The organism is Alcaligenes faecalis (assembly GCF_041521385.1).
GTDB classification, from domain to species: Bacteria; Pseudomonadota; Gammaproteobacteria; order Burkholderiales; family Burkholderiaceae_B; genus Alcaligenes; species Alcaligenes faecalis_E.
Genome location: NZ_CP168006.1, coordinates 3,853,582 through 3,874,533, shown reverse-complemented (window position 1 = coordinate 3,874,533; position 20,952 = coordinate 3,853,582). Strand labels below are relative to the sequence as shown.

General features: G+C 54.7%; 24 protein-coding genes and 1 tRNA gene. 10 read left to right on the top strand and 15 right to left on the bottom strand.

Going from position 1 to position 20,952, the window contains the following annotated elements:
• Positions 1 to 13: 13 nt before the first annotated feature.
• Genes ACDI13_RS16885 through ACDI13_RS16875 form a run of 3 tightly spaced genes read right to left on the bottom strand, consistent with a single transcriptional unit; the run spans position 14 to position 1,589 of the window.
• Positions 14 to 286: an MmoB/DmpM family protein gene (locus ACDI13_RS16885; RefSeq protein WP_003800437.1), complete on the bottom strand. Its 273-nt coding sequence runs from the start codon at positions 284 to 286 to the stop codon at positions 14 to 16.
• Positions 286 to 1,293 (bottom strand): aromatic/alkene monooxygenase hydroxylase subunit beta, encoded by a 1,008-nt coding sequence (locus ACDI13_RS16880; RefSeq protein WP_316991072.1) that lies wholly within the window; start codon positions 1,291 to 1,293, stop codon positions 286 to 288. Before ACDI13_RS16880 ends, ACDI13_RS16885 begins: the two co-directional genes overlap by 1 nt.
• 23 nt (positions 1,294 to 1,316) lie before the next feature.
• Positions 1,317 to 1,589: a phenol hydroxylase subunit gene (locus ACDI13_RS16875; protein WP_316991071.1), complete on the bottom strand. Its 273-nt coding sequence runs from the start codon at positions 1,587 to 1,589 to the stop codon at positions 1,317 to 1,319.
• A 351-nt stretch (positions 1,590 to 1,940) separates the two neighbouring features.
• On the opposite strand from ACDI13_RS16875, the gene ACDI13_RS16870 reads away from it, so the two are divergent.
• Positions 1,941 to 3,644, top strand: coding sequence for a sigma 54-interacting transcriptional regulator (locus ACDI13_RS16870; protein WP_316991070.1), 1,704 nt, complete (start codon positions 1,941 to 1,943; stop codon positions 3,642 to 3,644).
• A gap of 69 nt (positions 3,645 to 3,713) precedes the next feature.
• Here the strand turns inward: ACDI13_RS16870 and ACDI13_RS16865 are convergent, their stop codons facing one another.
• Both ACDI13_RS16865 and ACDI13_RS16860 read right to left on the bottom strand, forming a co-directional pair.
• Positions 3,714 to 4,076, bottom strand: a complete 363-nt coding sequence (locus ACDI13_RS16865; RefSeq protein WP_316991069.1) for a hypothetical protein — start codon at positions 4,074 to 4,076, stop codon at positions 3,714 to 3,716.
• A 45-nt stretch (positions 4,077 to 4,121) separates the two neighbouring features.
• Positions 4,122 to 4,598: a hypothetical protein gene (locus tag ACDI13_RS16860; protein WP_316991068.1), complete on the bottom strand. Its 477-nt coding sequence runs from the start codon at positions 4,596 to 4,598 to the stop codon at positions 4,122 to 4,124.
• A gap of 170 nt (positions 4,599 to 4,768) precedes the next feature.
• On the opposite strand from ACDI13_RS16860, the gene ACDI13_RS16855 reads away from it, so the two are divergent.
• Entirely contained in the window at positions 4,769 to 5,047 is a 279-nt protein-coding gene (locus ACDI13_RS16855; RefSeq protein ID WP_316991067.1) for a hypothetical protein, read from the top strand.
• Between the two features lie 272 nt (positions 5,048 to 5,319).
• Here ACDI13_RS16855 and ACDI13_RS16850 read toward each other — a convergent pair whose 3' ends face one another.
• The 6 genes from ACDI13_RS16850 to ACDI13_RS16825 all read right to left on the bottom strand — a co-directional run bounded on the left by ACDI13_RS16850 (position 5,320) and on the right by ACDI13_RS16825 (position 9,555).
• On the bottom strand, positions 5,320 to 6,054 hold the full coding sequence (locus ACDI13_RS16850; RefSeq protein WP_316991066.1) for an amino acid ABC transporter ATP-binding protein: 735 nt from the start codon (positions 6,052 to 6,054) through the stop codon (positions 5,320 to 5,322).
• The gene (locus ACDI13_RS16845; RefSeq protein ID WP_042480267.1) at positions 6,051 to 6,749 is read right to left on the bottom strand and encodes an amino acid ABC transporter permease; all 699 of its coding nucleotides are present in this window, start codon (positions 6,747 to 6,749) and stop codon (positions 6,051 to 6,053) included. Before ACDI13_RS16845 ends, ACDI13_RS16850 begins: the two co-directional genes overlap by 4 nt.
• Positions 6,746 to 7,483: an amino acid ABC transporter permease gene (locus tag ACDI13_RS16840; RefSeq protein ID WP_316991065.1), complete on the bottom strand. Its 738-nt coding sequence runs from the start codon at positions 7,481 to 7,483 to the stop codon at positions 6,746 to 6,748. The genes ACDI13_RS16845 and ACDI13_RS16840 overlap by 4 nt, the downstream gene beginning before the upstream one ends.
• 102 nt (positions 7,484 to 7,585) lie before the next feature.
• Positions 7,586 to 8,395: an ABC transporter substrate-binding protein gene (locus ACDI13_RS16835; protein WP_316991064.1), complete on the bottom strand. Its 810-nt coding sequence runs from the start codon at positions 8,393 to 8,395 to the stop codon at positions 7,586 to 7,588.
• 170 nt (positions 8,396 to 8,565) lie between these two features.
• Complete coding sequence (locus tag ACDI13_RS16830) at positions 8,566 to 9,105, bottom strand: lipocalin family protein (protein WP_316991063.1); 540 nt, start codon at positions 9,103 to 9,105, stop codon at positions 8,566 to 8,568.
• Positions 9,106 to 9,135: 30 nt separating this feature from the next.
• Entirely contained in the window at positions 9,136 to 9,555 is a 420-nt protein-coding gene (locus ACDI13_RS16825) for a GFA family protein (protein ID WP_316991062.1), read from the bottom strand.
• A 195-nt stretch (positions 9,556 to 9,750) separates the two neighbouring features.
• Here ACDI13_RS16825 and ACDI13_RS16820 point away from each other — a divergent pair, with 195 nt between their 5' ends.
• Both ACDI13_RS16820 and ACDI13_RS16815 read left to right on the top strand, forming a co-directional pair.
• Positions 9,751 to 10,155: a RidA family protein gene (locus tag ACDI13_RS16820; RefSeq protein WP_316991061.1), complete on the top strand. Its 405-nt coding sequence runs from the start codon at positions 9,751 to 9,753 to the stop codon at positions 10,153 to 10,155.
• A gap of 288 nt (positions 10,156 to 10,443) precedes the next feature.
• A complete protein-coding gene (locus ACDI13_RS16815; RefSeq protein WP_372372524.1) occupies positions 10,444 to 11,043 on the top strand; it encodes a hypothetical protein in 600 nt (199 codons plus the stop codon).
• Positions 11,044 to 11,137: 94 nt separating this feature from the next.
• Here ACDI13_RS16815 and ACDI13_RS16810 read toward each other — a convergent pair whose 3' ends face one another.
• A complete protein-coding gene (locus tag ACDI13_RS16810; RefSeq protein WP_316991059.1) occupies positions 11,138 to 12,565 on the bottom strand; it encodes an amidase in 1,428 nt (475 codons plus the stop codon).
• 76 nt (positions 12,566 to 12,641) lie between these two features.
• Entirely contained in the window at positions 12,642 to 13,946 is a 1,305-nt protein-coding gene (locus tag ACDI13_RS16805; RefSeq protein WP_316991058.1) for an MFS transporter, read from the bottom strand.
• Positions 13,947 to 14,024: 78 nt separating this feature from the next.
• Here ACDI13_RS16805 and ACDI13_RS16800 point away from each other — a divergent pair, with 78 nt between their 5' ends.
• Positions 14,025 to 15,020, top strand: a complete 996-nt coding sequence (locus ACDI13_RS16800) for an Lrp/AsnC family transcriptional regulator (protein WP_316991057.1) — start codon at positions 14,025 to 14,027, stop codon at positions 15,018 to 15,020.
• A gap of 253 nt (positions 15,021 to 15,273) precedes the next feature.
• Here the strand turns inward: ACDI13_RS16800 and ACDI13_RS16795 are convergent, their stop codons facing one another.
• A complete protein-coding gene (locus ACDI13_RS16795; RefSeq protein WP_003800466.1) occupies positions 15,274 to 15,447 on the bottom strand; it encodes a YegP family protein in 174 nt (57 codons plus the stop codon).
• Positions 15,448 to 15,673: 226 nt separating this feature from the next.
• Between ACDI13_RS16795 and ACDI13_RS16790 the strand changes: the two genes are divergently transcribed.
• Entirely contained in the window at positions 15,674 to 16,294 is a 621-nt protein-coding gene (locus ACDI13_RS16790) for a hemolysin III family protein (RefSeq protein ID WP_316991056.1), read from the top strand.
• Between the two features lie 216 nt (positions 16,295 to 16,510).
• Here ACDI13_RS16790 and ACDI13_RS16785 read toward each other — a convergent pair.
• Positions 16,511 to 16,587, bottom strand: a tRNA-Val gene (locus tag ACDI13_RS16785).
• Between the two features lie 460 nt (positions 16,588 to 17,047).
• Here ACDI13_RS16785 and ACDI13_RS16780 point away from each other — a divergent pair.
• The 4 genes from ACDI13_RS16780 (at position 17,048) to ACDI13_RS16765 (ending at position 20,913) form a co-directional block, all read left to right on the top strand.
• Positions 17,048 to 17,464, top strand: coding sequence for a YkgJ family cysteine cluster protein (locus ACDI13_RS16780; protein WP_316991078.1), 417 nt, complete (start codon positions 17,048 to 17,050; stop codon positions 17,462 to 17,464).
• Between the two features lie 168 nt (positions 17,465 to 17,632).
• Complete coding sequence (locus ACDI13_RS16775) at positions 17,633 to 18,679, top strand: NADP(H)-dependent aldo-keto reductase (RefSeq protein ID WP_316991055.1); 1,047 nt, start codon at positions 17,633 to 17,635, stop codon at positions 18,677 to 18,679.
• A 210-nt stretch (positions 18,680 to 18,889) separates the two neighbouring features.
• Complete coding sequence (nadA, locus tag ACDI13_RS16770; RefSeq protein ID WP_316991054.1) at positions 18,890 to 20,023, top strand: quinolinate synthase NadA; 1,134 nt, start codon at positions 18,890 to 18,892, stop codon at positions 20,021 to 20,023.
• Positions 20,023 to 20,913, top strand: a complete 891-nt coding sequence (locus tag ACDI13_RS16765; RefSeq protein ID WP_372372526.1) for an L-aspartate oxidase — start codon at positions 20,023 to 20,025, stop codon at positions 20,911 to 20,913. Before nadA ends, ACDI13_RS16765 begins: the two co-directional genes overlap by 1 nt.
• The last annotated feature ends 39 nt before the right edge of the window (positions 20,914 to 20,952 follow it).

Sequence of the window (20,952 nt, the reverse complement as noted above, 5' to 3'; positions counted from 1 at the left end):
CCCCTTTTCTGATTTAGCTGTTCCAGTGCAAAAACAAGCGGTCTTCATCTTCATCCACGTTGCCACCCAAGGTGATCAGATTCAGATGCAGCTCCTGCATGTCCCACTGCTGTCCATACTTTTCTTCCACGGTCTCGCGCTTGACGGTCAACTGGCCCACGCACTCAATGCGAATCATGGCTGGCTGATAAATCACCGTGGCGTCCGGGTTGTCTTCTTCGATGGCCTCGACGATGTAGCGCGACATGTCGTTATCTTGCAGACCGATATAAACCTTGGATGTCATCAGGCTTCTCCACCCAGGCTCAGGCCTGCTTTCGTGACGCGTTTGGCAATGGTTTCCTGCGCTTGTGTCCAGACTTGATCAGCCTGGTCGGCAAAGGCAGCCTGGATATAGGGCATGAAGGCGGCTTGCACTTGCGGCAACCACTGATTCAGCCAGTTTTGCAGTTGCTGCTTGTTTTCCTCGCTTTCAGCAGCCGCAATCTTGAAGACGCTATCGCTCCAGTTGGACAGGTCTTTATGGCACTCCAGCATGAACTCCAGCAGCATATCCAGATCGCGGCCGCCCTCCTTGGCCAGATCCGCCACCAAACCCTGATACACCACGTGATGCACCACGGTGTTGATCAGCAAGGACTGCACCAGCAGCAGTTCAAACCAGTCTTTCTGGACCAGCGTTTTTTCGCACAAGGCGCGCAGACCTTGCCAGGCCGCATCCTGCATCCAGGCGTCTTTGGCCTGGCTCAGGGAATCGGCGCTATTGCCATCAATCAGCAGGCCAATACGGGAGACGTACTGCGCCATACCCAACGAGTCCATTCCGGCATAGAGACAGGCTTGGGTAATGGTGGTGCCATAACCGTAGGCCGAGCCGGACATGAAATTCAGGTTCGCGGTTTGCTCGATGTGACGCAAAGGCAGCAGCAGGCGGGTGACCTTGGCTTTGACGTCCTCGCTCAGGTATTGGGCCAGCTCGCGCTTTTCAAAAAAGCCGTAATTGGTTTCAGCCGATTCCTGCATGCGAGCACGGTTCTGCACGTAAGCGCCGTAGTAGAACTGGCGTGGGTCACGGAACACATACCAGTCCTTCATCTGAATGGCAGTGTGTGTAGGGTCGTTCAGGGTCTTGTCCGGCATCCACAGGGGCCGGTAATGAAAGTTGGCCGTTGCCTGGGCGTCGTATGTTGCTTCCTGGTAGCGGGTAGCCGGCTTTTCACCAAAGCGGCGGGCCACGTTGGCGAAGGTTTGCCGCACGGGCTGCAAACTGGCCGTTTTAATTTCTAATGTCATCCTCTTGTTCTCCTGAATAAAACCTACTGGGCTTCAGCCTGGCGGCTGTTACCGACCAAAGTGTCATAACCAAAACGCCATTTTTCTTCGTTCTCGTCATTGACCCGCATTTGCTCTTCGCTCATGGGCTGGACATTGTTCTGCAGGCAAAACTGCTCAAATGCCGCTGGCGGCATGACCAATTCCACAAACAGGTCCGCCTGGCCAATCGCAAAATCAAATTCCACAAAGCGGGCATTAGCCGGACTGCGTACGCGTACGTACTTTGTCAACGTGGGCAAGCTCGTGTCTGACATCGGTTCTCCTCCTGATCAAGCTGTTGCATGAGTGTCCACAGCCTGTCCATAGCAAACCGCGTGCCAACTTTACATTTGAAGAATTTAACCCTTTAGGATTAAAGAGATAGGAAGAGTCAGAGCCAGATACCATGCGCTGTTGGCTGGCGGCCTGAATAGAAAATTGATCATTTGATCAAGTGCTTAGCGCCGTTTTCATCAAATGCTGAGCTAGGGTAAAGCCCTAGAAAAAACCGTTTTATCCGTCCTCTGGACACTATTCTGTTTTCCTTGAGTCGCCCGAAAGACAGGCGGCATACTGATTTTTAAAACACCCAAAACCACAATAAGAAACAACAGATGGAGACAGCCATGGGGGCTACTGAACTCACACTGCCATTAAGTCAGGACCTGATCGACGCCATTCGCTTTGATGCGCGGGAAGGCAAAATCTGGTTTGGCGAGCAACGCATGCTCTTGCTGCACGCCAGCGGTTTTGGCCAGCTTCGCAAGGAGCTGATTGCCTCTTTAGGCAGCGAGCGCGCCAAATACTTTCTGATGCGCTTTGGCTACCACGCTGGCATGAAGGATGCCGAAGTATCACAAAAAGTGCGCCCGGACCTGTCATTGAAAGAGACCTTTCTGGCCGGCCCGCAAATGCACACCATCCGCGGTATGGTCAAAGTCGTGCCTACTTCGCTGACCTTTGATCGCGATGCTGGCCGGTATTACGGCGAATTTGACTGGTTTGACTCCTATGAAGTCAGCAATCACCAGAAAGAGCACGGCCAATCCAGCGAGCCGGTCTGTTGGAGCTTGCTGGGCTATGCCAGTGGCTACACCAGCTTCTATATGGGCAAGAGCATCATCTACAAAGAAACCCAATGCGGCGCCATGGGCCATAGCCACTGCAAGATCGTGGGCAAGCCTGCCGAGGAATGGGAGGAGGATGACCCCGAGATTGACCGCTTCATGCTGCCCGACCCGGTCCAGGACGAACTGTTTGCCTTGCGATGTGAGCTGGTGAAGTTGCGCGAACAGGAGTTCAAGCACTCCAGCGCCAACTTCACCTTGCCCAACTCCATTGGTCAGTCCGCCGCTTACCAAGCCGCCTGTCATCTGCTGGAAAAGGCGGCGCAAAGCAAAGTCTCCGTGCTGCTGCTGGGAGAAACCGGCGTGGGGAAAGAAGCCTTCGCGCGCGGCCTGCACGCCGCCAGCGACCGGGCGGATCAGCCCTTTATTGCGGTGAACTGTGCGTCCATTCCCCCGGAGCTGATTGAATCAGAGCTGTTTGGTGTGGAAAAAGGCGCATATACCGGCGCGCATAAATCCCGCCCCGGTCGTTTTGAGCGTGCCCAGAGCGGCACCATTTTTCTGGATGAGATCGTAGAACTGTCGCCACGGTCCCAAGCCGCCCTGCTTCGTGTTTTGCAGGAACAGGAGCTGGAGCGCGTGGGTGATGAGAACATCCGCCATATCGACGTGCGTGTCGTGGCCGCCACCAACGAGGATCTGGCCGAGGCCGTACAAAAAGGCACCTTCCGTGCCGACCTGTACTACCGCCTGAACGTCTTTCCCATCCACATCCCGCCACTGCGTGAGCGCAAGGAAGACATTCCACTGCTGACCGAATACTTTCTGAACAAATACTCCAGCATGTACAAAAAGCACGTGCTGGGCGTGAGTGACCGCAGCCGGGAATTGCTGATGCAATACGACTGGCCGGGCAATATCCGCGAGTTCGAGAACATGATCGAGCGTGGCGTCATCCTGACCGAACACAATCATGAAATCGAAACCCACCACCTGTTCCCGCAGCAGAAAAGCGCCTTGCAGTATCTGAGCAGTCTGAACACGCAAGGTTTTATGGCGAAGGAGCCCTGTTTCAGCGCGAACCAGACGCAATATCTGGAGCATCTGCTGGAAACCCCCTTCAATCTGGATGATCTGGAAGAACAAATCATCCAGCTGACCTTGAAAAAAACGAACGGGAATATTTCAGAAGCCGCACGCAGGCTGGGGCTAACACGGCCTGCGCTGGCATACAGGCTTAAAAAAGTGGCTATGCCAGCGTAAACACCACCAGGCGCACCGGTACCAAACCGCCCACCCGGCGTGCCGGGTGGGCCTGATCTGGCGCTTGCCTTAACCAAATAGATGCAGCCCTTGTAGCAGCCTTGCTCCTATACCTGCAGCACCCAAGGCAAGCAAACCGATCAAAATGGCGTAAAGCACTGTCAGATACCAGCCCAGTCGTTTACCGATACGCTGACTGGCTATCGGTAAAGCACAGCAAACACGGTCGTACGCGCGGTTCATGGCAAAAATCAAACCAGAAAAACACAGACCCAAGGCGGCAAATACATAATTGATCAACGCGAATTGACGCTGCGGGTTCGCAAACCCATCCACTAAAAACACCAAAGACAGGAGCAAGACTAATAAGGACAGCCCTAGTCCTGATGTAGAGGCAGCGCAATGGAAAAATACTTGTCTTTGACGTTCCACGGTTTATCCCAAAGAGCCTGCAGCGCGATAGCAAGACACGGCGCGTCAAGAGCCCATGCACACAGAAGCGGCAAGCACCTTGACCTCGCTATAGCGCCCTTGACTGGTCTTGACCATAACGCATGTTTGGCTGACACGATTCCACCAGGTCGTACTCAAACCTTTTGTGTTTACTGCGACATACCCTTCTCTTTGCAGCCTCATTTCTCCCCCGGCCGCACGAGCACCTTGAAGGCTGAGCGGATCAAACTTCGACGCCTGGCCCTGCCCAGACTGCACGGCTTGCACCTGAATGACCGAACCCTCTTGGCTAATGAGCGCCTCTTGACTGTGAATCACGCTATCTTTGCCGATCACCACTACATTGCCCGACGCTTTCAACGAATCCGTCCCCAGCATTTCAATGCGGTCCGCCTGCACATGAACCCGCCCCACACGGGCATTTTCTTGCCCGTTGGCGGCGAAAGCCGAGGTAGACACCCACACCAGCCCCGCGGTCAGCGTTATACGTAGCATCGTCATTATTTTCCTTTCCTATTTTTCATACAAGCGTTAAGAGTCCATAGACATTACAAGGTTCCGTGATCCGACTCATCCCCTCGCTTGTCAGCCCCCATAGAACCCGCATCCGCGGCACAACTCTGGCCTGATTTTCCCCACCTACTACAATGGGGGCTTATCTAAGGAGTCTTATGTTGGAATTTCAGCCCCGTGAACGGGCGTATTTATCTGGTATCCGTGCCCTGTCGCAAGATCAGGACGACCATGAAGTGTTTGTAGGTATGACCGTAGCCGAATCCATTTGGTACGCAAACTACGTAGCGCAGTCATACAAAGGGGATGTAGCGCGAGGCGATGAGGCCGAGGCACGTTACCTGGCCCTGCATGATCAGCACGAGCAGGCACGCCGTGCCGTACTGGCAGCAGAATCTCTGCTGCAATCGTTCGACACGCCCACTCAGCGATCCTGAGTACATCGCGACACACTCCAGGCCGGGCTTGCATGTCATTAGCCCTGTTTCATCAAGCCTGGATTACTCGCTCATAAAAAAGCCCGCCCATTTTTCAACAGGCGGGCTTTTTTTATGGATGCGCACTCCAGCGTCTGCTACGCACAGCTTGGCTTGGCTTGGCTTGGCTTGGCTTGGCTTGGCTTGGCTTGGCTTGGCTTGGCTTGGCTTGGCTTGGCTTGGCTTGGCTTGGCTTGGCAATCATCAAACCAGTTGCCGAGCAAAGACACAAGCTACAGACGCAGTTCCTTGGACAAAAAGGTTTGCACGCGCTGTGGTCGGCCCTCCAGATCACCAAAAAACACATCTGTGGGCACGTCCTCCAGAATCTGGCCCTGATCCATGAAAATCATCCGATCCGCCACTTTGCGGGCAAAGCCCATTTCATGGGTGACGCACATCATGGTCATGCCCTCTTCCGCCAAGCTGACCATCACATCCAGCACTTCGTTAACCATTTCCGGGTCCAAGGCCGAGGTAGGCTCATCAAACAGCATGCAGACCGGATCCATGCACAAGGCCCGTGCAATGGCGACACGCTGTTGCTGCCCGCCCGACAAGCTGGCCGGATAGCGATCCGCCATCGCTTTCAAGCCCACGCGATCCAGGTACAGCAAGGCCCGCTCATTGGCTTCATCACTACTCCTGCCCAGCACTTTACGTTGTGCCAAGGTCAGATTGGCCACGACATTCAAATGTGGAAACAGCTCGAAGTTCTGAAAAACCATCCCGACCCGACTGCGCAAGTCTGGCAGATTCGTTGCCGGGTCACCAACGGAAATCCCATCCACAACAATCCTGCCCTGCTGAAACGGTTCCAGACCATTGACGGTTTTCAACAAGGTGGATTTGCCTGAGCCCGAAGGCCCGCACACCACCACCACTTCCTGACGGTCCACTTGGGCCGTGCAATCCCTGAGCACCTGAAACGTGCCATACCACTTGGAAACACTATCGATACGGATCATTTGCCATCCAGTCGCAGATGTTTGTCATAACGTCGGGCCACCCGATTCGCAATCAACTCCAGCGTTGCGCAAATCACGTAGTACATCAGCCCGACAAACAAGAAGATTTCAGTGGGGTGCACCATGACCCGATTGCTGACCTGAGTGGCAACAAAAGACAGCTCCGCCACACCAATGACATAGGCCAGCGAGGTGTCCTTGATCAAGGCAACCCACTGATTAATAAAAGAAGGCAGCATCACCGGCAAGGCTTGCGGCAGGATGATGGACTTCATGATTTGAGCGGTTTTCAGGCCCAAGGCCTTGCCCGCTTGCCATTGCCCCGCCGGCAAGCTGCTGATACCCGCAAACACCGAGTGCGCCAGATACGCACCGCCAATCAAGGACAAGGCGCAGACCACGGTAAACAAGCCCGGCACATCCACCTTGAACAGAATGGGCAGTAGAAAATACACCCAGAAAATCAGCATGATGACGGGGATGGCGCGGAAAAAGCCCAGAAACAGCAGCAAAGCGGTATGCGCCACACCGCGGCTCAAAACCAGAGCCACCCCAAAAACCAGCCCCAGAACGGCGGACAAGCTAGCCGATAGCACGCTTAACAAAAGCGTCAGCGCCGCCCCACCTAAAGGGCCATGCGGATACGCCCCCACCAGGAAGTACAGCAGATTGTCATGAATTACGTCGAAGTTCATGACAGCCCACCTCTCACTTGCAGACGATGACGCTGCAACCACTGCCCACCCACTTCCACCAGCATGACCAGCAAGACATACAACAGCGTCGCAATCCCAAAGGACTGGAAAGTCTTGAAGGTTTCAGTTTCCACCTGACGGGAGGCATACGACAGCTCTGCCAAGCCGATAGCCATGGTCAGCGAGGTGTTCTTGATGACATTCATGTACTGCCCGATCAGCGAGGGAAAGGTATTACGCAAAGCCTGCGGCATCACTACATAGCGCCAGACCTGCATGGACGACATGCCCAAGGAGGCTGCTGCTGCCCATTGACCTTTGCGCACTGCCCGCACGCCGGAGCGGAACTCTTCAGCCACAAACGCCGTGGTGTAGATCGTCAAACCCACAAAGGCGGCCAGCATCTCGAAACTGGGCCAATGCACATCGAACAAGACCAACTGCAAGACATGCTGAGTATTCAACCATTGAACCAGCTCCGGCGGCATCAAGGCCGAGGCCCCGAAATACCAGAAGAACAATTGCACCAATAAGGGTGTATTACGGAACAGACTCAGGTAAGCACGTACCGGCCAGGCCAAGCAGGCAAAGGGCGACAGTCTGGCAATACACACCAGAAAACCCAAAACAGTTGCAGCGAAGGAGACGACTAAAGAGAGCTGAATCGTGACCCAGAACCCTTGAAGCAACCAGCCCACATAGTGGGGTGCCAGCCAGAAATCAGAAGACGGCATAGCAAACACCAAAAAGCAGGATCAAGCGATCCCGCTGTTAAAAACACAAACAGGAAAAGGCCAGCCTGAACATTCAAGGCTGGCCTGCAAGCAAGTGATGACTTACTGTTGCTGACCGATGCGGTACAAACGCTCCAGCGGCGTTTTGGACTGAGGGCCAAACCAGACGTCGTAAATGGCTTGTGCCTTGCCCTGGGTTTCCAGCTCCAGCAAGGTTTCATCCACAAAAGACTTCAGTGCTGTCTCGCCCTTGGGGATACCAATGCCGATCAAGTCCTCGGAAATGCTGAAGGCCGGGATTTCATAGTTTTCCTTGTCCGGCACATTGGCCAGCAAACCAATCAGCTTGGGACCATCCTGAGTGATGGCTTGTACATTGCCGTTACGCAAAGCGGTAAAGGCGAAGGGCGTATCGTCATAGGCCACCAGCTTGGCCTGAGGGTATTTTTCACGCAGGACGATCTCATTGACCGTCCCTTTATCCACGCCAATACGCAGCGAGTTCAACTGCTCGGGCGAGGACAAGACGCCTTTTTTAGCCAGGAACTGCTGGCCTGATGCAAAGTACGGAATGCTGAAATCAACCTGCTTGGCGCGCTCTTGCGTGATGGTGAAGTTGGCCAGAACCAGGTCTACTTTATTGGACGTCAGCAGCGGCACACGATTGGCCGGATTGGTTGGCAAGACTTCCAGCTTCACGCCTAGCTTGTCAGCCAGAGCCTGGGCAAAATCCACATCCAGACCTGTGATCTGACGGGACTTCTGATCCACAAAACCAAACGGTGGATTGCTGTCGAAAGACGCTACTTTCAAGACACCCGTTTTCTTGATGTCATCCAGACGATCAGCCTGGGCCACGCCAGCCACCAACGCCAGGGTAAGGGTCGCGGCAATGCTTAAAAACGACTTCATAGTAAAAACATTCCGATAAAAAAATGGCACGTCCGATACATACCGTCGTGCCATTCGACCACAGCCACAAGCTATTCAAAACGATCTAATTTCCCCATGCTTATTACTAAAAACCCTAAGGAGATGCTTTGATTTATGCAGGTGTTGATCGAGCCATTACCGAATACGCGCTACTTGTTGGTCGGTACTACCTTTTGCACCGCGAAGCCTTGCGCGGCTGCGTAATCCAGCAATTGGTTCACGACCTGCGGATCAGCCTGTTTTTCCCTGGATAGAACCCAGAGATATTTCCTGTCCGGTGTCCCGACTAAAGAGTATTGATAGTCCCCTTCCAGCTTCATGATCCAGTAATCGCCCCAGACCATGGGAAACCAGGACAACCACTTCGGAGCAAAGCGCACTTCCAATATTGCCGGATCCGCAGGTTCCATACTACTGGACAGTCGCCCTTGACCAATGGCTTCCTGCTCTTTTCCGTCCACACCCTGGCAGCGGTTGGTAACGGTAATCGTCTTGTCGGCTTCCATCACGTAATTGGCTTGCACATCCCCGGCGCACTCGCGCTGAAAACTATTGGGCAAACGCGCCTGCTCGTACCAGGTGCCCATGTATCTGTTCAGGTCTACGTCTTGCTGAGTCGCAAGGTCAGCGTTGGAAGAGGCGCAAGCGGCCAGTAACGCAGACAGCGACAGGAAAAGGATTGGTTTCATCACAGCGTTGTCCTTGTACATGAACCAGGATCAGGAAAACAACTTCACTACCTCTTCGCCCGTCATCTCCCGCGTTTTATTAGCAAACGCATAGTTATCAGGTTTATCATCAATAAAGACCTGCAGCGCGAACGGCCAGCTCCCACTATCCTTGAACAAGCCAGCAGAAATAGCATGAAAACCACCCGCCTTGAGCCGGTAAAACAAATGCGTGCCGCATACAGCACAAAAACTGCGCTCCGCCCACTCCGAGGAAGCATAGGAGCGTACGTGCTCCTCCCCTTCGACCACCGGGATTCCATGGGACTCCAGCGACAGGAACGGACCACCGGACCAATGGCGACAGATGCCACAATGACACGCACTGACCGAAGGCTTGTCTTGCTGAACACGGATTGAAACGGCACCGCACAGGCATTTGCCGTGAATCATGGACTTGTCGTTTTCCATATGCGCCTCTTTAGGTAGGTAGACATGTCATTTTAGCGGCTGGATCAGCCAATGACAGCAAGCCGATGTAAGACGTCCTCAAACCGGTTAAGCCCCCATTCCCGGCTCTACTCTTGTCTTCTGACATAAAGCCCCAAGATACGCCCCTGGTGCGTGAATACACCACCTCAACTGACTTTTTATGTGTTTATGAAGATGACTAAAAGCGCCCTTAACCCGCCCACTGTATTCAATTCTTTGCAATATGGTTTTAGCCAAGGTCTGGTTGTTACCGGCCAACGCCGTGTCATGCTGTCCGGCCAAGTGGGAGTCGACGCCCAAGAGCAAACCGTCAGCGGCGGTATGCGCGAACAAACCGACGCGGCACTGGACAATATAGAACGGGTTCTGGCTGAAGCAGGCGGCACCATCGACCAAGTCATCATGCTGCGGATTTTCATTCGGGAAGATGCCAGCTCGCCCCAAGAGCAAGAGGCCATTGCCGCCGCATTGCTCAAACGCTTCCCCGTCAATCCCCCGCCCTCATCCTGGATTCTGATCCATGGTCTGGCCCGTCCGGAATGGTTGATCGAGATTGAAGCGGAGGCCATGCTGGATTAAACCCAGGCCTTTTTGCACGCTGTTGCCCGGCTCACCTAGTCTGAGCTGGGCAACCGCAACCAAGCCAACGCCAACTACATTCGCATAAGTCGCGCGGCATGGACGTCTCTTAGGCAATCCATCACGTCTCTTACACGCTAAAGACGGAGCCCCTTAACAAGAGACATTTAGACACACTGCTAAAACAGCGTTGCCCAAAATAGCACCGACGACGCCGCTATACTAGGCGACCGATTGTTTAACCTACAGGGGAAGTTTGTTTTGCATACCGTCATCAAAATCGCCGCCATGAGCAGTGCTATCGTTTTGCTTGCCGCCTGCGGTAGTGCCAAAGATGCCAATAAAAGCAATTTCAGCACGGCGATTCAAACGTATCTGGATACTCAAAAGGGACTATGTGCTGCCATTCCGGCAAAGGGCTCGCCATTTACGCTATCCAATCGTGGCACGATAGGCAGCAGCAAAGAACGGGCCGATGCGTTGGTAGAAGCCGGCTTACTCAGCAAACGCGATACCGAAGTCAAAGCGATGTTCGGTAACAAGATGGAACCGGGCTCCGAGTATCAGTTGACTGAAACCGGCCAAAAATTCCTGGTTCCGAACGGGGCCAACACAATGGGCGGACACGATGCCTTTTGCACAGGTAAATTCACCGTTGTAGCGGTAGACAACTTTACTGAGCCCAGCGACATGATGGGTGTCAAAGTCTCACAAGTAAACTATCGCTTCAAGCTGGAAGATGCAGAAGACTGGGCCCAATCCGAGGGGATTGGCGCCACTTACAGAAACTTTGCGAAGCAGGCAAAGGCTGAGGAAATCTCGGGTAAAGCCGCTCTGATTCTGACCAACGACGGCTGGATGCACGAGCGTTTGTTCAAACGCGGCTAAGCCTTCGACTCCAAAGACAGCACAAGCCCCTGCTTCGGGGGCTGATGCTGTTACCTCATACGCCGTCCAGCCGCCTGACTGAAACACATAGGATTTATAGCCCCCAGTGTCCCAAATCCGGATAGCGAGAAAGTCGGCCAAGCGCATGTTCAACAAGATGGGCACAATCGAGCAAGGCCGCATCGTGTCCACGCGGTGTCAGTAATTGAACGCCTGTGGGCAAGCCCGGCTCATCAAAGCCGGTAGGCAGGGAAATGGCCGCTGCTCCCAAGAAGTTGCCGGGACGCAGTAACTTCCCCAAGCCCGCATGCCGGACATCCTCGGGATCCAGCCCTTGGGCCACCTGATCACAAGCGGGCATCAACAAGGCGGCCCACCCCTGCATTGCTTGCGCAAAAGTGTGCATGTCGGCCCTGCGTCTTTGTAAAGCGGCCTCATAAGACGCGCTATCAATCATCCCGCCTGCCAGAATACGGTCCCGCACCACCGGCCACAAGACTTGTCGAGAATCAGTGGCAAGCTCACCATAATAACGATAGGCCTCATAGGCAAGCACAATTGAATTATCGTCTGCCAAACGGGTAAACGATAAAGTGGGCGGTGGTGTCCACGTTTGTATCTCCAGGCCCGCCGCTAGCAGGCGATCCAGCGTGTCCTGCCAACTCAATTGCGTTGCGTGGTCCAAGGTGGCGGGCCAGGCCTGGGCATCCAATACCGCAATGGGGCTATGTATCGGTGCCGCATGTGCACGCAGGGCGGCCACACAAGCGGCGGGCAAAGCCAAAGTCGAGGGGTCTGCTATGTCCGGCCCCGCCAATACAGCCGCCAACTGGCGTGCATCGGCCACACTACGAGCAATCGGCCCCAGAACATCCAGGGTCGCAGACAAGGGCAAGCTGCCCGCGCAACTGATCATTCCGGTCGAAGGCTTATAACCCACAAGGCCATTCAATGTGGCAGGCGCGCGCACTGAACCACCGGTATCCCCTCCCATGGCGATGGGCGCCAAACCGGCCGCTACCGCCACGCCACTCCCACTGGACGAGCCACCCGGAGCGCGGGCTACCGTGGCATCCCACGGATTACGTGCCGTCCCCTGGGTCAGGTTCTGTCCAGACAAACCGAAGGCGAACTCAGTCATTCTGGTTTTGCCCAGCACCACCATGCCTTGTGCAGTTAGCGAACGCAGTACGGTGGCCGTCTGCGTACTGATCGTGCCGGCACGGCTTTGCGAACCCAGAGTCGCCTCGGTTCCTTCCCATTGCATACTATCCTTGACCACAACGGGCACACCATGAAAGGGCCCGAGCACGATGCCAGCAGCCAGCAGACGATCGGCCGCGTCTGCTTGTGCCAAGGCGCGCTCGGCTGTGATCACACTAAAGGCATTGAGCTCGGCGGCACGCTCGATACGGTCCAGAAAATAAGTGGCAACGTGCCGGGCGCTGAATCGGCCCTGTCGAATCTCGAGACCGATCTGAAGAGCATCTCGAAAATGAAGGGCGACATCTTGTTTCAACATGGAGCTTCCTGAAAGTCACACAGCCCGCCTGGCGGGCTGTAGATGCCCGGCCTGACACCGGGCGAAACGGGCGCGATCAGCGCAGTTTTTGTCCGACTGTCTCGGGCATACGGATGAACGTGACCAAGGTAATCACGGCACCGGCCAAGACATAGTAAAAGAACCAGCGTTCCAGGCCGTTGCTTTGCAACCAGGTCAACAAATAAGGTGTGGTGCCGCCCAGCAACGCCACCATCAGGTTATAGGGTGCCCCGATACCGACCGCACGTACACTGGTTGGGAACTGTTCAGACATAATGGCAGGGCCAATCGAGGTATACATGGCATACAGCACCAGGCCAAACAGCTCCACCATCAGGATGGAACCGAAAGACGGCCCCAGCGTACTCATGAGCGGATAAAAGAAGAACAAATACCCGGCAGCAAACACAATCAATTGCGGCTTGCGTCCGATACGATCAGACAAAGCGCCAAACAAGGGCTGCACCACCATGAACACAATCAACGCCACCGTGTTGGCCGCAAAGGCCACCTTGGGGTCGGCCTGCACATGGCGGATGGCGTAGGTCGGCACGTAAGCGACAAAGATATAAAATGCGAAGGTCGTCAGAATGGAAAAACCGATGATACGCAGCACTTCCACGGGATACTCACGCAACAAGGTGCGCAAAGGCTGTTTTTCAACACCCGCTTTTTTGCTTTCGGAAAAAGCCTCGGTCTCGGGAATCGAGCGCCGAATCCAAAGGCCAACCACACCGCCCAATGCCCCCAGCAGAAACGGAATACGCCACCCCCACTCGGACATCTCCGCCCGGCTCAACCAGGTCGTCAGCACCCAGCCCACGGCCGAGGCCGCCAAAATACCGACCGCCGCACTGAAAAAGACGAAACTGGAATAAAAACCACGGCGATGAGGGGGCGCCATCTCGGTCAAGAAAGTGGTGGCCGATGCATACTCCCCTCCCAGAGACAAGCCTTGCAGCAAACGGGCCAGCGTCAACAAAAGAGGCGCCGCCAAACCTATTGCAGCATAGGTCGGGGTTACTGCGATAATAAGCGACCCTCCGGCCATCATCAGGATAGTCAGCCCTAAAGCGGCCTTGCGTCCGTAACGATCGGAGAAGATGCCAAGCAACCAGCCACCGATGGGACGCATGAAAAAGCCCACCGCAAAAATGCCGAAACTAGCGAGCAAGGCCGTGGTTTCATTGCCTTCAGGGAAGAACTGGCTGGAAAAAAAGATAGCAAAGGAAGCGTAAATGGTCCAATCAAACCATTCAACCGCATTGCCTACACTGCCAGCCACAATGGTACGAACGCGCGAGACCGGGGCAGGGTCGAGACCAGGTGGGGCGCTCGGACGATGAGAGGGAGAGCTCATGAATTCCTCAATTTATTTATTTTTAGACAAAAAAAGATTAAAAAGTTTATTTTTTAGCAATTGAAGAAGGTTAATTAGATGAATATGGTCACGTCAAGCAAGGGTAAACCCTTGCTGCCCACGATCGATGACACCGATCTGGCCTGCTTGATTGCCTTGCAAGCAGACCCACGGGCCTCCTGGCGGGAGCTGGGCGCAGCCGCAAACATTGCCGAACGTACCGTGGGCAGGCGAATCAAACGTCTTTTGGAAACGGGCGCATTGCGCGTCATTGCAGAAACCGACCCACTGGCAACAGGCAAGGGGGTCGTACTGCATGCCTGGGTGCGTTGCCATGCCGGTCAGGTCCCTCACGTGGCTGACGCACTGGCTCAAATGGAGAACTGCCAATTGGTTGTCACCTTGGCCGGCTCGGCTGACCTGATGGCGGAACTGACTCTGGCCGATGAAGCGGACATGCCCGAACTGGTGACCCGCATTCTGCCCTGCATGCCAGGAGTCGAGCACGTCGATGCTCGCCTGGTATTACGGTCTTTTCGACGCGCAGGCCAATGGCGCATACAGGCCGACCCAAACGACAGTACAGACACACGCTCCGCACACACCCCTCTTGCCCTCACCGAGGCTGAACAGCGGATCGCCAACTGGCTAAAACAAGATGGACGGGCCAGTCTGGCCGAACTGGCGGAACAGGCAGGCGTGAGCGAACCCACTGCACAGCGACTGTTGCAACATTTGGTGGAACGTAAGGCGCTGTCATTCAGGGTTGAAGTGGAGCCCGCTTTAGTAGGATTCCCAGTTGAGGCGGTGGTATCCGTGCAGGTACGCCCCCAAGCCGTCAACACCTTGGCAGCACACCTGGCGCAAGACCCCAATACCCGTTGCCTGTTCGGTACCAGTGGCCCTTCACAGCTTTTCTGGCATATTTTGTGCAGAGACAGCCTGCAGCTCTGGGATGTGGTGACACGTCGACTGGGGGAAATAGAAGGCGTGCTCAACAGCAATGTTGCTGTCGTCATGCAAGCTCATAAACGCTGCGGCGTCGTGCGCGGCCAAGAAAAAGCACTGGAATAGTCAGCGCGAAACGGATGACGGGCCAGCCTGCTAACAGTCAAGCTGCACTGCTCATGCCGCCCAGCCGTAAGCGTCTGCACTTGGCAATCAACGCAAGGCTTGCCCGCTCCGGATCAACCATGCCCATCTGACGCTTACGATGGTCTCACCCAGGCGGGCGTGCCAGCGGCAAAGCCCGAGATACCAATGCAAACGGACACACGTTGACGTCCGCCCACCTGAATGACGAAGGCAGGCGGCACGGGTTTCTCATCTACTCCTCGACAACCGGAGCATCGGGTATCCCTTTCTTCACGGATTCAATACTGTTTTGCGCGCTCTGCTTGCTGGTATAGCCTTCCGAACTGACACAAATAATATTTCCATTCGCCGCTTTAAATCGCCACCGCCATTCGCCACCTTTGTCTTTATAAAGCACAAACTTCATGATTCTCCTCCCTGAACAAGAACGCACGTCGCGCTGTTCTTATCCTAGGGCCGGGCAGGTTCAGCAGAAATTAGGGTTTACCTGAGCGTCTCGGTACGCTAAACCACGTACCTAGGCGAGGACTTGATAAACACCAATGCGAGACCCTGATTTATCCACTACGCTTTCCCCTTACGACTACGGTCATGCAATGTACATGCAACCTACCTGGAGAGAAGAAAAAATCATGTATTACGGTGAACGATTCAATGCCTGGACCCATCTGATCGGTGCAGTTCTGGCTGTGGGCGGCGTATCCTGGTTGCTTGTCATGGCCAGTTTTACCGGTGATCCCTGGCGCATCACCAGCACGGCCATCTATGGCGCCACACTTATCCTGCTTTACCTGATCTCCACCCTGTACCACTGCTTCAAGGGACGAGCCAAAAACGTATTTCGCAAGATGGATCACTTTTCCATCTACTTGCTGATTGCGGGCAGCTACACGCCCTTCTGCCTGGTCACGCTGCGAGGGCCTTGGGGATGGAGTCTGTTCGGTGTGGTCTGGGGCTTGGCACTGATTGGCATCCTGCAGGATATCCGCCCTCGTTCGCCGGCACGCAGATTGTCCCTGGTGATTTATGCCGTTATGGGGTGGATTGTATTGTTGGCGTTAGGGCCACTGGCCTCCAATTTGGGCCCGCAGGGCTTTTCCTGGTTGGCAGCAGGTGGCGCAATTTATACCGCCGGAATCATTTTCTTTGTGTTTGACGAACGCTTTCGTCATTGGCACGGTATTTGGCATCTATTCGTGCTGGCTGGCAGCGCAGCGCATTTTTTTGCTATATCTCGGTATGTTGTGACGTAAGGTGAAGTACAAAGATCGCTGAACCAATGGGGGGGGCAGACTACCTGAACGAACAACTGGAGAAAGCGCCAAAATAGCCATGCCCTCCCCCATTCATGCCCCCAAAATACCTTAGCGGGGCTTGGCACAGCTTGGAACGCTGGGCAACAAAAAAGCCCCAAAGCATTGATCTTTGGGGCTTTTCTTGGCACAGCTTGGAGCTGTGTGCATGTATTCTGGTAGGCAGTACTGGATTCGAACCAGCGACCTCTACGATGTCAACGTAGCGCTCTAACCAACTGAGCTAACCGCCTGCGGTGAAGAAATGAAATAATAGATCTTCCCTATGAGGCTGTCAACACTATTTCGTGTTTTTATATAAAAAAAGGTGATCTTTTTTTTATGATTCTTCTACAAAAGTAGCCTCTTAGATAAAAAAGTATCGCAATTCTTTGTTTTATAAGAATTAAATGAAAAAACAGGCAGGTTTTCAAAAATTCACGTCCCTCCTGTCTCGGCAGAGTGATGAAACATATAGATACACACAATCTGTCTCCAGCCAGCATCAAGCTACCCCACTGCCACACGATTTTTCTATTCAAGTTCTTCGGGCAAAAATAAAATAATTGCTTTACGCCTGCAGATCATCGATCTCGTCTGAAACGGATCTGCGGCCGCTACGGGACACCTACGCACATGACTTGCTCTTCTCTCCCGCCTACCCCGACTCAATTCCTGGATTTACCCGGCACTCAGGAAACCACATTGGAATCGGTGCTTTATACGCCACCCAATGACGAGATTTTTGATGAAAACCCCTGTTTAAGCTGCGGCGTGTGCTGTTCCCATTTTCGGGTCTCTTTTTACAGCGGTGAGCTAAGCGGCGAAACAGGCGGTACGGTGCCTGTCGAGTTGACCACTCAGGTTGGCCCATTACGCGCTTGTATGAAGGGGACAGAGCAAGGTGAAGGTCGCTGTATTGCTTTACGTGGCACCTTAGGCCAGCCTGGGATTCATTGTGCGATTTATCCAGATCGCCCCACCCCTTGTCGCGACTACCAAATCTGGGAACTGGATGGCAGCCCCAATGTGGATTGCCAGCGTTTGCGCAGCAAGCACGGTTTGCCTTTGCTGCCGAATCGTCCACTACCTGCACCCCCTGCCTTGCCGGAGCATGATGAGGCGGCCTGAAACAGCTCGGCACTACAGTCGTGCCTCAACGCAAAGCCATCGCAAATAACTTGCGATGTTTTTTTTATGAAGAATCTGTTCAATCGGCACAGCGGCAGGCTGGCTAAATACGCTACCATGCACGGTTTGTAGGGCCGCCCGGCCCTGCGTTTTCGGGAGTCGAAGTAAATGAAATACCGCAAGCTGGGCAATACAGACCTGGACGTCAGCCTGATTGGTTTGGGCACCATGACGTACGGGGAGCAAAACAGCGAGGCCGATGCGCACGCTCAGTTGGACCTTGCCCTGGAACTGGGTGTGAATCTGGTGGATACCGCCGAGATGTACCCTGTTCCCCCCATGGCGGCCACACAAGGTTTGACCGAGCACTATATCGGCACCTGGCTGGCTAAAACCGGCCGCCGCAAGGACATTGTTCTGGCCAGCAAAATCGCCGGTCCCCAACGTGACCCCAAGCGCCCTGGCCATATCCGCAATGGCGGCACCAGCCTGGATCGCAAGAATCTGGAACAAGCCCTGCATGACAGCCTGCGTCGGCTGCAAACAGACTATCTGGACCTGTATCAGTTGCACTGGCCAGATCGCAGTACAGTGACGTTCGGGCAACGTAGCTACCCCTGGAAAGAAGAAGACACCATCCCCATCGAAGAGACCCTCTCGGTACTGGACGAGTTTGTGCGTCAAGGCAAGGTGCGTCACATCGGTGTGTCCAATGAAACACCCTGGGGTGTCTCGCGCTTTCTGGAGTTGTCGCGCTCCCGCTCTCTGCCTTTGATTGCCACGATCCAGAACCCCTACAACCTGCTGAACCGCGTGTTTGAAGAGGGGCTATCCGAATTCTGCCGTTATGAGGGCCTGGGTCTGCTGGCGTATTCGCCGTTGGCGATGGGCGTGTTGACGGGTAAGTATGACCACGGTGCGCGTCCCGAAAAAGGACGTTTGACCTTGTACAAGCGCTTCACCCGCTACGATGCCCCTCGTGCCCGTGAGGCCGCGCTGGCCTACAACGAGCTGGCTTGCGAATACGGTTTGACGCCCACCCAACTGGCCTTGGCCTGGGTGAACCAACAAGCCTTTACCAGCAGCAATCTGATCGGTGCGACCACGCTGGAGCAACTACGTGAAAACATCGCCAGTGTGGATGTTCAATTAAGTGATGAGCTGATCACCAAGATCAACGCGATTCATCATCACACCCCGAACCCTGCGCCTTAAAGGGTTTTCTCCCCGCTTTGAGCCCAAGAGTCCAAAGCGGGGCACCCCTCTTTTTTCTTCCCCTCTCCCGTTCTTGTGCTTGCAGAACACCGATTTTTTATTTATGCTCAAAAAAAGCATAACAATAGAGACACTCTTCTTTTCGCTCAAAAAGTCATATTTCCCATTTTTTTAATCCACTTATGCTCAAAGTGAGCATCAAGGACGAACATGATTCAGCATTTCCCCATTGATGTCTGTCAGCCCGGCGCTAAAGACGCGTTGAGCCGTCAGATTGCCTGGCATGAGGTCCCTTCCAAACTCAACCTGCAAAGCGATAAGGCCACCTTGAAACAAACCTTGGCCAAGCAGTTAAAGGAACAAGACGCCGTACTGGTCGCCCACTACTACACAGATCCTGATATTCAAGATCTGGCCTTGGAAACCGGGGGCTGCGTGGGTGACTCTTTGGAAATGGCACGCTTTGGGCAGGAGCATGCGGCCAGCACGGTGTTGGTGGCCGGTGTGGGCTTTATGGCTGAATCTGCCAAAATCCTGAGCCCTGAAAAGCGCGTACTGGCTGTACATGACGAGGCAACGTGCTCGCTGGATCTCGGTTGCGCGCCCGAGGATTTCAAGCAATTCTGTGCTGCGCACCCAGACCGGGAAGTGGTGGTGTATGCCAATACCAGCGCAGCCGTCAAGGCTCAGGCGGACTGGGTGGTAACGTCCTCTATCGCCCTGGACATCGTGCGGCATTTACACGCACAAGGCAAAAAGATTCTGTGGGCACCAGATCGTCATTTGGGCTCTTATATTCAGAAGCAAACCGGCGCAGACATGCTGCTCTGGCAAGGTTCCTGCCTGGTCCATGACGAGTTCAAGGCCGATGGATTGAAGGCCTTGATGAGCGAGCACCCCGATGCCCAAGTACTGGTGCATCCCGAATCGCCCGCCTCTGTCGTGGCGCTGGCAAATGTGGTTGGCTCAACAACGCAACTGCTGCGCGCTGCCATCAACCATCCTGCCAGCATCTTTATCGTCGCCACTGATCAAGGGATTTTGCATGCCATGCGCCAGCAGGCGCCGGGTAAAACCTTTCTGGCTGCTCCCACAGCGGGCGAAAGCGCCACCTGCAAAAGCTGCGCCTTTTGCCCCTGGATGGCTTTGAACAGTCTGGAGGCGTTGCATCAACGCTTGAGTCAAGCAGGTCCTGGTATTCAAGTGGACCCTGACCTGCGTGAAGGCGCACGACGTTCCTTGCAACGCATGATGGATTTTGCTGCTGCACTGCAAAACAATCTGCGCGTAAGCACGGACTTGGCCGAACACAGCCAGCAATTCCAGCATGTAGGAGCCGCTTGATGCAAGCAGGCTCAACACAGACGGAGGTGCTAATCATCGGCGCGGGACTGGCGGGTACCAGTCTGGCCCTGTCCTTGCCCTCCTCGATGCAGGTAACGTTGCTCAGCAGTACCCCCACGCCTTGCGGGGCCAGCCCCATGGCCTTGGGCGGTCTGGCCGCCGCACTCAATGCCGAAGACAGTCTGGAACAACACATTGAAGACACACTGGAAGCCGGTGCGCAGCACTCGGATCAGGAAGCGGTACGCGGAATTCTGCAAGCCGCACCCGCTGCAGTGCATTGGTTACTGGAAAGGCAGGTTCCTCTGGACAGAACGGAAGATGGCCAATTGCATCTGACTCGCGAAGGTGGGCACAGTCAGCGACGCATCGTACACGCAGCCGATGCCAGCGGTTACGCCATCATGCACGCTCTGTTTCCCCAATTGGCTCAAGCCCCTCATGTCCAGCAGCGTACGGACTGCCTGGCGCTAGCCCTACGCCGCAACGAACAAGGCGCGGTGGCGGGCGTGGATATCTACGACAAACACAGCCGCCGCTACGAAACCATTGTGGCTGACCACGTGGTGTTGGCAACAGGTGGGTTGGGCAGTCTGTATGCGCACAGCACCAATCCTGACAGCGCCTTGGGCGAAGGGATTGCCTTGGCCTGGCGCGTGGGTGCTGCGATACGCGATCTGGAATTTGTGCAGTTTCATCCGACCTGCCTGCATGCTCAGGGCCCGACCTTTCTACTGACCGAAGCCTTGCGTGGTGAAGGAGGACATCTGCTGGACAAGCAAGGCCGCCGCTTCATGCCGGACTACGACGCTCGGGCCGAGCTGGCGCCGCGCGATATTGTGTCGCGTGCTATCGCAGCGCAGNATAATCGATCAGATTCGAGGCAGTAATCATGATGCGTATCCTGAGGTGTCAACTAAAACAAGCTT